At 37.4% G+C, this 12,761-nt stretch carries 12 protein-coding genes, 1 tRNA gene and 1 pseudogene; 7 read left to right on the top strand and 7 right to left on the bottom strand.

Going from position 1 to position 12,761, the window contains the following annotated elements:
• Positions 1 to 378: 378 nt before the first annotated feature.
• On the bottom strand, positions 379 to 1,287 hold the full coding sequence (locus ACFIL2_RS07015) for a cation diffusion facilitator family transporter (protein ID WP_375680363.1): 909 nt from the start codon (positions 1,285 to 1,287) through the stop codon (positions 379 to 381).
• Between the two features lie 762 nt (positions 1,288 to 2,049).
• On the opposite strand from ACFIL2_RS07015, the gene ACFIL2_RS07010 reads away from it, so the two are divergent.
• Positions 2,050 to 2,859 (top strand): TrmH family RNA methyltransferase, encoded by an 810-nt coding sequence (locus ACFIL2_RS07010; protein ID WP_375680362.1) that lies wholly within the window; start codon positions 2,050 to 2,052, stop codon positions 2,857 to 2,859.
• A gap of 275 nt (positions 2,860 to 3,134) precedes the next feature.
• On the opposite strand, the gene mnmA is transcribed toward ACFIL2_RS07010, so the two are convergent.
• Entirely contained in the window at positions 3,135 to 4,358 is a 1,224-nt protein-coding gene (gene mnmA, locus ACFIL2_RS07005) for a tRNA 2-thiouridine(34) synthase MnmA (protein ID WP_375633044.1), read from the bottom strand.
• 390 nt (positions 4,359 to 4,748) lie between these two features.
• Here mnmA and ACFIL2_RS07000 point away from each other — a divergent pair, with 390 nt between their 5' ends.
• Positions 4,749 to 5,024 carry a DUF1153 domain-containing protein gene (locus tag ACFIL2_RS07000; RefSeq protein WP_273758311.1) on the top strand — a complete coding sequence of 92 codons (276 nt, stop codon included), beginning with the start codon at positions 4,749 to 4,751 and terminating at the stop codon, positions 5,022 to 5,024.
• Positions 5,025 to 5,165: 141 nt separating this feature from the next.
• On the opposite strand, the gene ACFIL2_RS06995 is transcribed toward ACFIL2_RS07000, so the two are convergent.
• Positions 5,166 to 5,552 carry a flagellar export protein FliJ gene (locus tag ACFIL2_RS06995; protein ID WP_375634637.1) on the bottom strand — a complete coding sequence of 129 codons (387 nt, stop codon included), beginning with the start codon at positions 5,550 to 5,552 and terminating at the stop codon, positions 5,166 to 5,168.
• Between the two features lie 565 nt (positions 5,553 to 6,117).
• Between ACFIL2_RS06995 and ctrA the strand changes: the two genes are divergently transcribed.
• Positions 6,118 to 6,819: a response regulator transcription factor CtrA gene (gene ctrA / locus ACFIL2_RS06990; protein WP_273790819.1), complete on the top strand. Its 702-nt coding sequence runs from the start codon at positions 6,118 to 6,120 to the stop codon at positions 6,817 to 6,819.
• Between the two features lie 224 nt (positions 6,820 to 7,043).
• Here the strand turns inward: ctrA and chpT are convergent, their stop codons facing one another.
• Positions 7,044 to 7,682, bottom strand: coding sequence for a histidine phosphotransferase ChpT (gene chpT / locus ACFIL2_RS06985; protein ID WP_375632317.1), 639 nt, complete (start codon positions 7,680 to 7,682; stop codon positions 7,044 to 7,046).
• 214 nt (positions 7,683 to 7,896) lie between these two features.
• Here chpT and ACFIL2_RS06980 point away from each other — a divergent pair, with 214 nt between their 5' ends.
• The 3 genes from ACFIL2_RS06980 to ACFIL2_RS06970 are packed head-to-tail and all read left to right on the top strand — an operon-like array spanning position 7,897 to position 9,163.
• Positions 7,897 to 8,493, top strand: a complete 597-nt coding sequence (locus ACFIL2_RS06980) for a DUF1134 domain-containing protein (RefSeq protein WP_375613340.1) — start codon at positions 7,897 to 7,899, stop codon at positions 8,491 to 8,493.
• Between the two features lie 27 nt (positions 8,494 to 8,520).
• The gene (locus ACFIL2_RS06975) at positions 8,521 to 8,907 is read left to right on the top strand and encodes a hypothetical protein (RefSeq protein ID WP_375611956.1); all 387 of its coding nucleotides are present in this window, start codon (positions 8,521 to 8,523) and stop codon (positions 8,905 to 8,907) included.
• On the top strand, positions 8,897 to 9,163 hold the full coding sequence (locus ACFIL2_RS06970; protein ID WP_375634638.1) for a hypothetical protein: 267 nt from the start codon (positions 8,897 to 8,899) through the stop codon (positions 9,161 to 9,163). The genes ACFIL2_RS06975 and ACFIL2_RS06970 overlap by 11 nt, the downstream gene beginning before the upstream one ends.
• A gap of 324 nt (positions 9,164 to 9,487) precedes the next feature.
• Here ACFIL2_RS06970 and ACFIL2_RS06965 read toward each other — a convergent pair whose 3' ends face one another.
• Positions 9,488 to 10,606: a DegT/DnrJ/EryC1/StrS family aminotransferase gene (locus ACFIL2_RS06965; protein ID WP_375618185.1), complete on the bottom strand. Its 1,119-nt coding sequence runs from the start codon at positions 10,604 to 10,606 to the stop codon at positions 9,488 to 9,490.
• A 49-nt stretch (positions 10,607 to 10,655) separates the two neighbouring features.
• The gene (locus ACFIL2_RS06960; RefSeq protein ID WP_375633056.1) at positions 10,656 to 11,612 is read right to left on the bottom strand and encodes a Gfo/Idh/MocA family protein; all 957 of its coding nucleotides are present in this window, start codon (positions 11,610 to 11,612) and stop codon (positions 10,656 to 10,658) included.
• 164 nt (positions 11,613 to 11,776) lie between these two features.
• On the opposite strand from ACFIL2_RS06960, the gene ACFIL2_RS06955 reads away from it, so the two are divergent.
• A tRNA-Met gene (locus ACFIL2_RS06955) sits at positions 11,777 to 11,853 on the top strand.
• Between the two features lie 176 nt (positions 11,854 to 12,029).
• Here ACFIL2_RS06955 and ACFIL2_RS06950 read toward each other — a convergent pair.
• Positions 12,030 to 12,761, bottom strand: a pseudogene (locus ACFIL2_RS06950) (DnaB-like helicase C-terminal domain-containing protein); the annotation flags it as partial.

Raw genomic sequence — 12,761 nt, 5'->3', positions numbered from 1 at the left:
TTCGCCCTAAGAGACGAAACATCTACTCCTGAAAGTCTGTAAACAATCCGTTCTCTTAAGTGGATTTAAGCTGCTAACCATTTCATGAGATTCACTTACAAAAGAATACAGCGGTAAGTCCTATTTTGAATATTTACTCCATACTCTAAAAACACTTAATAGATCAAATTTTATATGCCTTATCTCACCACACCTTAAATGACAGTGTTTTAACAAAATAGAATAAATCTTGCCTTAAATACTCTGTTTAACCTTGTATACTTGATTGATGCAAAAATAAAATCAACAAAAGAGCATCATCGTATTTTCGAGAGGTATGAATCGCTCCATCATAAAAAACAGCCCTTATAACATAACAGACAATTTGAAAAAATCTTTTTATATAAAAGGGATCACCGTTGTACCAGGAGGCAATTTTGCCTCATCTTCAGGCTCGACATGAATAGAAATACGCACATTATCAAATTCTTTTTGAAGAACAGCTTCGATTTTATCACAAATTTTATGTGCTTCTCCTACCTGCATTATAGCAGGCACAACCAAATGAAACTCTATAAAAGTAACCCTCCCAGCAACACGCGTCCGCAAATCATGGACCTCAAGCGCACCCGATGCATTTGCAGAAATCAGCTCCCGAATCCGCATGCTTTCATTCAATTCAACGCCAACATCCATTAATCCCTGAACAGCACTTCTAATCACCTTCCAGCCCTGTAAGAGAATATTAATGGCAACGATTATCGCTAAAATTGGATCTAAAGCTCCCCATCCTCCGACAAAACCAGCAATCAAACCAATTAAAATTGCAAGCGACGTAAAAACATCAGTTATAAAATGTACTCCATCAGCTTTAAGAGCCGGTGAGCGATGGAGTTTTCCCTGCCCAATAAGAACCATTCCCCACATACAGTTTATGACAGTTGCAATAAGATGAATAGCAAGCCATATTCCAGGTTTCTGCAACAATTTAACGGTAGAAAGAGCTATCCATGCTTCTCTTAAAATAACAATTGCCGCAATAATAATGAGTACCCCTTCAAGAATTGCGGAAAAATATTCCGCTTTATGATGCCCAAAGGGATGATCATGATCTGCTGGCTTCATACTCACTTTAACAGCCCACCATGCTGCCAATGATGCAAGGATATTAACGATTGATTCCAATGCATCAGAATAAAGTGCAACCGAACCTGTGATGTGATATGCCCAATATTTCAAAGCAAAAACAATACACGCAATAAAAATAGAGTATAAAGTTAAGCTTTGTATATTGATTTTTACATCCATGAACCTCATCCTTTTCTTCACGAAATAGGGAATTAATATTTTCAACCATATCATTATACTTTTGGCATAACGACGATCTTTCCTCAATATTACAGAAGCTTCATCATACAATAAACGCTTCAGCTCACCATTATTATCGTAAAAACTGCTCAGTTACACGAACAGCACCAATAAATAAAGAAGAGAAAAATAATAGAAAGAAGAGCTTTCCCAAGAGCAATCAAACACATAACCTTCATTATTAATCGTTTTCTGAATAACTTAAAGCCATCTCACTTCTCATAAACGAAAAACTTGTTTTTGCTCAAATCTATCATAATCATGCATTTTTTTAGTCTTATGATGTGCATTATAACCCATCTATAATCCATCTTTGCACCTTAGAAAAAATATCTTAGCACTCTACTGTAACCTTACAGGTCAACTGGATTTTAAAATATGATTTACTAAAAAATTTAGATATAAAAAGAAGAACAATGATTACCCTCAAAAAAAGAATCTGGGCATTGGGGACCCAGATTCTTTTCCCTTAGAAATTAAGGGCATACAGAACTTGGGAAATAGCGGGGACCCAAGATACTGCACCCGATACGAGAAAAATATATGATTCCGTATCAGTATTTTTACATTATACCTATGGTTGCATATTGTCAACATAAATTCTACCATAAGTTTTAAAAAAGTATTTTTTTATCTCTTCTTTTAAAATAAAACAAATTCTAACATCTGGAAATCATAAGAAAAAAGCACTAAAAATCTCGCATGCATTTGAATATCACAACAATCAATGAAACAGATGATCCACGCCTAAAAGCCTATCATAATATCCGTGAAAAAGATCTTGTTGGACGGCAACATCAATTTATTGCTGAAGGCAAAGTAACATTGTCCGCATTACTGCACTCAAAAGAGTTTTCTGCCATCTCACTGCTTATCGTAGCAAACCGTCTCTCTGGACTTCTACCGCTTTTAGAAAAAACACAGCCCCTATGTCCCATTTATTGCGTTCCACAAAAAATTATGGATAATATCGCCGGCTTCCATGTTCATCGTGGTATTCTGGGTATTGGTAAACGCAAAATACTGCCATCTTTACAAAGTTTTTTACAACATCTTCCAGAAAAAGCTTTGATTCTTGTTTTATGTGGTATCTCGAATCACGATAATATGGGATCAATTTTTCGTAATGCAGCAGCCTTTGCCAGTAATGGCATTATTGTCGACAAAACCTCATGCGATCCACTTTATCGCAAATCAATAAGAGTTTCTGCCGGTGCTGCTTTAAAAGTACCCTATACGCAAAACGCTGATATAGATGACATTATAGCTGCTCTAAACGATGAAAACTTTCATCTTTATGCACTCTCCCCTTCTGCCTCACACACTCTCAAACAAGCCAACAAAACCAAAAGAATGGCACTTATTTTTGGAACAGAAGGCGATGGCTTACCACCCCATATACTACAACAATCAAACACCTTACGTATTCCCATGACTGACGGTTTTGACAGCCTTAATGTTGCCACAGCCTCAGGTATTGCACTTGCTCATTTTACCAACTTTGACCACTAAAGATGATAACACTTCAAGTTATAGAACATACCTAATGTTGTGTGTTATCTACCAGTCTCCAATAATATTGCCGTTCCCTAGCCTTTGAAAGCATTGATAAAAAACATTTTTACATTTTTTTCATCACTTTCCACACCCTAACCCCACTTATGACGTGCAGAAGATATAATGTTGATGGATTCAATCATAAAACAAACTTTCAATGAGAAAATCTTCCGGAAGTCTCTCATTCAAGTTTAAGGTTAAAAGATATCATTAAATCAATTTACTATGCTTTATAAAGCTGTTGTTTTTAGTTCTGAGGAAACAGAATCTTTTGTTTCGAGATTGCATAAAACGCGCTTCAACATCATTTCAGTATCGGCTGCACGTTCTGAATGTGTTACAAATCCTCCCCCAAGAATACGCGCCTCATGACCATTTCCATCATAAAGAACGCAAGCTTGCCCTGGTGCCACACCATTTTCACATTCCAATAAATCAACGGAAAAAATACCTTCTTTATAATGTAAGCGCGCAAGATGAGGAGGACGCGTTGAACGCACCTTTACAGCCACCTCAATACCTTGAGAAGGGAAATTATCTAACGACTCATCACCAAGCCAATTCACATCACGTAAAAAAAGCTTATGCGTTTCTAACATTTCACGCGGTCCAACAATAACACGTGCATTTTCCACATCGAGATAAACCACATAAAGCGCTTCACCCGTTGACACCCCAATACCACGACGTTGACCAACCGTATAATTAACAATTCCCGAATGTTTACCTAAAATCTTTCCATCAATATGGACAATAACGCCAGGATTAGCTGCTTCTGGACGCAGTTTTGCGATAACATCTGAATATTTTCCTTGTGGAACAAAACAAATATCCTGACTATCATGCTTATTGGCAACCACAAAGCCCATTTCTGCTGCCATTTCACGAACGCGGGCTTTTGGAAGGTTACCAAGTGGAAAACGCAAATAATCAATCTGTTCTTGTGTCGTTGCAAAGAGAAAATAACTCTGATCACGATCATTATCGAGAGGACGAAAGAGTGCTCGATGCGCTCCGTGGGAACGCGAACGAATATAATGTCCCGTAGCCAAAGCATCTGCCCCCAATTCGCGTGCCGTTGCTAATAAATCAGCAAACTTAACCGTTTGATTACATGCAATACATGGTACTGGGGTCTCTCCATGAGCATAACTTTCTGCAAAAGGATCAATAACAGCTTCGCGAAAGCGCTTTTCATAATCAAGAACATAATGCGGTATTCCTAGTGTTTCTGCAACGCGGCGTGCATCCTCAATATCTTGTCCTGCACAACACGCCCCCACCCGATGCGTTGCTTCCCCATGATCATAAAGCTGCAACGTAATGCCAATAACATTATACCCTTCCTTTTTCAAAAGACCTGCAACAACCGATGAATCAACCCCCCCCGACATTGCAACAACAATGCGAGAATCCTCAGGTTGCCCTGGTAAATCAAGACTGTTTAAAAACATGTATTCATTCTCTATTTAATGCTCTGTTTAATGGCTACCCATATGTTGACATTCTGATGCACGCTCTTTAGCACTTTTACACGATTGATTGTCTTTATATTATTTTTTTATCCTTTCCACAACCATAGGCATTACTTTCTTAAGAGCTGCTGCAAACAAAAAAAGAATGATGGAAATAAGGCATAATGGTAATCGTTTAGGAGAAATCCTTTTTTCTCTTTTGAAAAATCCAGTAAAATATTGCAAGAATCTCTTCTACACACTTCAACTTGAGCTTCTTTTTACAGACCCAATCACTTTATTAATTTTTTCTTTCAGCGCTTTTAGCTCTTTTTTAAATTTCATGCTCTATAAACGAATCAAGTCCTTGACTAAAGGTAGAGGATACGAATGACCAACTTGATAAAAACACAAATGAAATATGTTATTGGGCCAGATGGAAGTCCGCTTACAATTGCCGACCTACCGCCGCAAACAACACGGCGCTGGGTGATTCGTCGCAAAGCTGAAGTTGTTGCGGCTGTCAGAGGTGGATTGTTAAGTCTTGACGAAGCGTGCCACCGTTATACTTTGACTGTAGAAGAATTTCTTTCATGGCAAAGTTTAATCGATGAACACGGTTTAGCGGGATTACGAACGACCAAGATTCAACACTACAGGCATTAAGTTGCCATTGATTAATAAAACATAAAGCAATCTATAAAACAGCCAAACTTGATAAAAGTTTGGCTGTTTTATACTATACCCAAAAGATAAACCTGAAAGAATGGATTTTTCAATAATTGCTTTTATCATCCAGCCATTAAATTAGCCAACCATTGAATTAGATTGAATCAAAATATCCTTATCATCCGCAGCAATCTTCTTTTCTCGTGCTTCCAAAAGCTGTGCACGTTGCAGCTCTGTATTAGCTTCATGGAGAGCAATTTCAGCATTTGTTTTTTGAAGTTCTAAATCACGAATTGAATTGATCAGATTATCACGTCTTTGCCGCGCTGCACGCGCAAAAGCAGAATAAGCAAAATGGTGAACATCATTGTTTCCAGATTTACGTTCTTCATGAGTAATCTGTGCTTCCAACTCTAACACCATTCGTTCAAATTCTGCGATCATCATCTCAAGCTGTGTAATTTCACGGCGCTTTCCACGCACTTGAAACATCCTTAATCGCACCATATTTTCTCGTGGCTTCATACTCACTACTCCTTGATTGCGCCAACTCAAAACTCGCATTCACACCCAATAAATATCTTTTAGTTATATATCTATCCGACAAAAACAGTCTATTAACTTGAAATTATAATAATTTTTGCCTTTCATTAAAGCATCTGAAAATACAATCTGCTTTAATAGAGCAATAACTATTTCTTTAACTTTTCCCCCATTATAAACTGAAGAGGTTTAAAGCTCAGTAAATAAACACTGAAATTGTAAAAAAGTAATTTATAAAGCTCTTTTACAAATTTTTTTTAAGTTAAAGTTTATAGAAAAAGCCCTCCTTTTTTATTATGTTAAAAAATATAGGATTTTTCTAAAATAATTTTGTAGCCTCTTTCAAAAATAAAAATATTTTGTTAACCACTATCATGGATAGTGGGGAATTTAGTAGTGATTGTTACGCGTACTACTGAAATGTTCATAAACGCTTTGTTATAAGTGTTTGATTTAATGAATTGTTTTTATAACAGTGGTTTTGCTAACTGATATAAAATAGAAATGCTCCTTATGATTCGTGAAGGAGCAAAGTGAGGGATCTAAAATGCGCGTATTATTAATTGAAGATGATAGAGCAGTTACTCAAAGCATTGAGTTGATGTTAAAGTCGGCTAACTTTAATGTTTATATCACTGATCTGGGTGAAGAAGGTATCGATTTAGGAAAACTCTATGATTATGATATCATTTTGCTTGATCTGAATTTGCCTGACATGTCAGGGTATGATGTCTTGCGGACTCTAAGGTTGGCAAAAATAAAAACTCCTGTCCTAATCCTTTCTGGTATGAATGCCATTGAAGATAAGGTTCGTGGTTTTGGCTTTGGAGCAGACGACTATATGACGAAGCCTTTTCATAAGGATGAGCTCATTGCACGTATCCATGCAGTTGTTCGTCGTTCAAAAGGACATGCACAATCGGTTATTGTTACCGGAGATCTCACCGTTAACCTTGACACAAAAACTGTCGAAGTTGCAGGGCGCCCTGTTCATTTAACCGGTAAAGAATACCAAATGTTAGAGCTTCTCTCTTTACGCAAAGGCACCACCCTTACCAAGGAAATGTTTCTCAATCATCTCTATGGTGGAATGGATGAACCAGAACTAAAGATTATCGATGTTTTTATCTGTAAATTGCGGAAAAAATTGGAAGCAGTCTCTTCCAGTGTAAATTACATTGATACAGTTTGGGGACGTGGTTATGTATTACGTGATCCAGTTGAAGAGAACGTACGAAAAACCGCTTAAGCAGTGAATATGCACATTGTAAAATCTCGGAGTGTAGCGGGCCGAGATTTTTTCCCCGAGATCTTTTCTCTATTAAAAGTAGAGAACTCGCACACTAAAAATCTCATATAGAAAGCGCTTAAAGCTTAAGAAGTAACCACACCCAATTTACACATATAACCTTATCGCTCATAAGTTCAATCGAAGCCACTTTTCCCAACACAGCTTAAGCGCTTCTCTCTTATTCAAAGCTTTTTTACACTTTCTAAAACAATACAACCATCACTTTCATCAATATTTATTTTCATCTCTGTCATCTGAGCAAGTAACATTGTGTAATAAAATTGGATGACATGTGCATCAATAAGCTCTTCTTGAACTTCTCCACGAAATAACGCAAGAAAATGAGGGGGGATACGGAGAGTTCTACCGAAAACCTCAAATCGAAAAGAACGTTTATTTTCTTCTTGCAAAATCATAACAACAATTTCACCACCACGAGAAACTGTTGCGTTTGCAATCAATAATAAATTAAGCAAAAGTTTAACTTCATCTTTTTCTAACAATAAAGAAGAAGCTTGCCATTTTAAAGTTGCTTTTTCTTCTTTCATATATTGTTGAGCAACCTGCTCTGCAGTCCGTGTATCTATTTGTCCTCCACTTGCACCAGCAAAACCAAAAGCCAATCGCGCAAATTGTAGACGTGCAGCAGCACTCGCAACGGATAAACGCACCAATTGTAAAGCATCTTCTTCAGCTCCTCCTTCATCATAAAGCTCCATTGCATTTTGAATAGCCCCCACAGGTGAAATCAAATCATGGCAAATACGACTACAAAGCAAAGCAGCAAGATCCATAGGCTTCAAAGAAATATCTAACGTCATAATGATTGAAAACTCCTAGATTCAAAAAAACAAACTTTATTTTAAAGAAAAACTCTTAACATCTGATGCATAATAGGAAACATTAACAATCATGCTAAAAAATTCAGAAATAAATTCAAGAATTTAAATAACCTTATATCTTATTTTTTATTTGAATAGAATGAAAATTCTAATATTATCTTTTTGTTTATCACTAATAAAAGGAGAAAACTCCATGGCTCTCTCTCTGCTCAAATACTGGTACAAAAATATTATATCTTTAATCTTCCTTTTATTCATCACCATAAACACTACACAAGCTCGACTAAAACCAATAGAGCAAAACGAACCTCATTATTCACTCCAAGAAATTATTGATTCTGGTCATATTTTTTTTGGAAAAACAGCTAGTGGTCTGGCTGTTGCAATTCAAAATATTTTTTCAAAATACGGTTATCCCAATGCCTATATTTTAGGAGAAGAAGCTTCTGGTGCCTTTTTTGCTGGATTAACCTATGGCGAAGGAATGGTTTTTACCAAAAGCTATGGTCAACATAAAGTTTTTTGGCAAGGTCCCTCAGTAGGATGGGATTTTGGCGGCCAAGGCTCCCGTTTAATGATCTTAGTTTACAATCTTAATGGCATAAATAATTTATGGAGACGCTATGGTGGTATTTCAGGTTCGGCCTATTTAATTGCAGGTGTTGGTTTTCATGTCCTAAAATACCATAATACCTTGTTAATCCCAATACGTACAGGAGTCGGCGCACGCCTTGGTATCAATATAGGATATTTAAAATTAACACATAGACCGACATGGAATCCGTTTTAAACGTATTCTTATTTGAAAAGGGGTATTATGCTTATTCAATCATTTCTTTTTTTTATACTTGGAGTTGCTTTCACTTCCTGGTTACTGGTGCTTTTATCTCCTTTTATTTGGCGTAAAGCCGTTCATTTTGCGTATAAAGATGTTTGTGCGAAAATGCCATTATCACTCGCGGAAATAGAAGCAAATCACGATTTTCTTCGTGCACAACATGCTGTAGAATTAGCAAACAACCAACAAAAGTACGAATTTTTGCAAAAAAAATATGTCCAACAAAAAATACAACTGAGCCAAGTAACAGAACAGTTTTATCGGCTATGCCTCCCCACAAAAGATACTCTCACCAAAGAAGCGATAGCAATCAAACAAAATATCGCCACACTACACACTTCCAAAGGAAAGACAAATGATGCGTGAAAAAGTCGCACACTATCAGCAACGCTTACAAAAAATCCAAACTCATGAGCTGGACACGACCGCTAACCACCAATTGCTAGAAGAACTCCGAGAAGAAACAAAAGAACTTGCAGCAACATTAGCAGCTCAAATAGCGCTACAAGAAGGGAATACATCACCCATCAACACATTGATTCAAAAATCCAAAAGCAAAAATGACCTAGCATCACGTATTCGCCAAAAAATAACTTTTCTCTCCAAAATCCCCGTTAAATAAGTTATCTTTTAAAACACCTTAAATGAAGAGTAAAATCAACAAAGGTTCATTGTAACTTTCATAACCCAAATCCTTTTTATTAAACGTGACTTTTTTGCTAAGCTAAAGGACAAAGTTTCTTAGCCCATACAGTTCTGTTAAAAAATATCTTCTTGTCTAGAAGCTTCACTTTCTAATCATATCACCGCTCTAAAGGACAACATTTCATAGGTCCTAGAAAGGAAATAATACCAAAACATTGGCCACACACTCTAACAAAAAATACCTTCTAAGATGGATCACCAATAAAGCTTTGACCATAATTTTAAGGATAAAAACACGCTCTCAAGAGTGATAAAAATCTCTTATTTTTTTGATAATCATATCCTGATCCGTTTGTGTCAAGTAAGGATGCATTGGTAAACTTAAAACACACTCTCCTAAAGACTCTGAAACAGAAAGGGAATCTTTTACATAAGGGAAGTGTTTATAAGCTGGCTGTTGATGTAAAGGAGTTTTATAATAAATCATTGTAGGGATAGAATTTTTTTGTAAAAAATCTTTTAATTTATCCCGTTCTTTTACCTTAATCGTATATTGTGCATAAGCAGAACGAATATTTTCTCCTATTTCTGGAACTGTAACAATATCTCTTAAGCCATTGGAATAGCGTTGAGCAATTTCCACACGCTTTTCCATTTCATCTTCAAAAATTGCAAACTTTTCTAGTAAAATTGCAGCCTGAATGCTATCTAGGCGCGAATTCATACCAATACGTACATTGTCATATTGCGTTTCACCTTTACCATGAAACAAAATAGAGCGTAAAAGTTCTGCAAAATGATCATCATTGGTCATCATAGCGCCTCCATCGCCATAACATCCTAATGGTTTTGCAGGATAAAAACTTGTAGCAGCCACATCACCAAAAGCACCACACATAGTATTACCGCTTCTCCCCCCCATAGATTGAGCAGCATCTTCAATTATAAAAAGATTTTCCTTTGCAGCCACTTGAGCAATTTGCACATAGTCAGCAGAAAGCCCAAATAAATCAACGGCAATAATAGCTTTTGGCTTTAGACGTCCCTCTTTTTTTACCATTTCGATAGCGTGAGAAAGTTTTTCAACATCAATATTGAATGTATCAGGTAAAACATCAACAAAAACAGGTTTAGCCCCCACCAAAGCAACCACTTCAGCCGTTGCTGAAAATGTAAAACTAGGACAAAAAACAGCATCCCCTGGACCAATATTTTTAGCCATAAGAGGCATCTTCAAAGCATCTGTTCCATTAGCACATGCAATCACATGTTTAACGCCAAGATATTCTGCCAATTTCTCTTCAAATTCTGTTACTTTTGGTCCCAAAATATACTTACCACTAGCGACTACATGCGCAATTGCAAAATTAATTTTATCTTCAATACGCGCACGCTGCGCCCCAAGGTCGATGAATTGCATATTAACTCCATTGATCATCACAAGAATGCAAAAGCGCTACCTATCTCTTTTATCTATCATAATTGACATCAGCAGCTGTTAAAATCCGTAAAACCGCAATAGCATCATCACCATTTGTACGAGGTGATTGACGCGTTTCAATACAATGGAGGAAATGCCGTAATTCGCAAGTAAGCGGCAAATCTTCACAAACATCAATGTAATTCAGCTCATCCATGCTAAAAGCCCACTCTTGATTTTCTTTCCAAACGGCAAAATAGTGCATTGCCAATTTACGACTCCACGGTTCCATATCATCAAAAACGAGTATAGCCTTTGTTCCAACAACAATTAAACGCCTCTCACGATAAGAACTCAAGCGTGAAGTAAAAAGATGACTACGCACGCCATTTGGAAAAATCATATGAATATGAGAAAAATCAGAAATCTGATCAACGACAGCAGCCCCCTCACCGCGAATTTCGGAAGGTTCACATCCTGTCAACGCCAAAATCATTGAGAGATCATGAGGGGCAAGATCCCATAAAGCATCACTGTGTGTGTGAAATTTTCCAAAGCCTAATCTATGAGAATAAATATATCGCACATCTCCCACATCTCCGTTTTTCACCAATTCACACATTTTTTCAAAAGCTGGATGAAAACGCAAAATATGGCCCACCATAAAAACTCGCTCATAGGCCTCAGCCTCCTGAACTTGGCGTTTAGCATCAGAAACATTCAAGGCTATTGGTTTTTCCACCAAAACATCTTTACCATTTTTAACAGCACGGAGCACATTTTGCGTATGCAATTGTGGCGGCAACGCTAATACCAGCGCATCAATATCTCGATGCGTAAAAAGATCATCTGGTGTAACAACCTCTACACCATACAGTGTTGCAAAACTAGCAGCACGATCATTATCAATATCAGAAACTGCTGCTAAAGCCCCGAGAGAGTGGAGTGTCCGTATATGATTTTCACCCCAATGACCGCATCCTAAAACCGCTACACGTGGCACCATTTTCATGCCTTACCTTACTTTATCATATGAAAATTACACTTTTACATATCGAGGATAAAATAGAATGACAAGAGAAAAGCTTAAAAACGATGCTTGACATCTTACTATTCTACCCCTTATATCCGCAAAAGATGTAATTATTGGCAATTATGATTGCTTATTTTGGCGGAGTAGCTCAGTAGGTTAGAGCAGAGGAATCATAATCCTTGTGTCGGGGGTTCAAATCCCTCCTCCGCTACCATTACTTGTTTGTTGTAGCTTGTAGCTGTAGCTTGCCTGTATGTAGCTTGCCAGCTGTAGCTTGCCAGCGGGTTTTGTATATTTTGCCACTAGGTTTTGTACCAATTTATTTTTTCTCAAAGAGTTTTTAAGGGGTTCTCAAAGGATCTTCAAAGACCTTTCAAAGGGTATTTAAAGCTCTNCATTTTTGAGATAGTATTCTTCACGATAAACGAACAAAACAATGTCGGCATCTTGCTCGATTGAACCAGATTCACGTAAGTCGGAGAGTTGTGGACGTTTATCGGTTCGGTTTTCAACTTGACGCGAAAGTTGTGACAGAGCAATGATGGGAATATTGAGTTCTTTTGCAAGTGCTTTTAATCCGGTGGTAATGGCTGTAATTTCTTGAACGCGATTTTCTAATGAACGCTTTGAACCGCTTGTCATGAGTTGGATATAATCGATAATCAAGACATCTAGACCATGTTGTCGTTTAAGACGCCTTGCACGGGCGGCCAATTGTGCTAGGGATACACCCCCCGTTTGATCAATATAAAGAGGGATTGTTTGTAAGGAACGCATTGCGTAAATGATGTTGGTAAATTGCTCTTCTGAGATATTACCACGACGCATATCAGAAGAAGAAACCTTTATTTGTTCTGAGATAATACGAGTTGCAAGCTGTTCTGTTGACATCTCAAGTGAGAAGAAACCAACAATACCCCCTTCATTTTCTTGGCTATTATCATGACGCTTGCAAGCATTGGCAATATTAAAAGCAATATTGGTCGCCAGAGAGGTTTTCCCCATACCAGGGCGCCCTGCAAGGATAATTAAGTCAGATGCTTGTAGCCCTCCCATTTTTTCATCAAGGGTTTTGATATGGGTAGCTATCCCTGAGAGCTGTGAGGAACGCTTTTTTGCAGC

It is taken from the genome of Bartonella sp. AP30XZML (assembly GCF_042195945.1).
GTDB lineage: Bacteria > Pseudomonadota > Alphaproteobacteria > Rhizobiales > Rhizobiaceae > Bartonella.
This window is presented reverse-complemented; position numbering and strand designations above follow the sequence as displayed.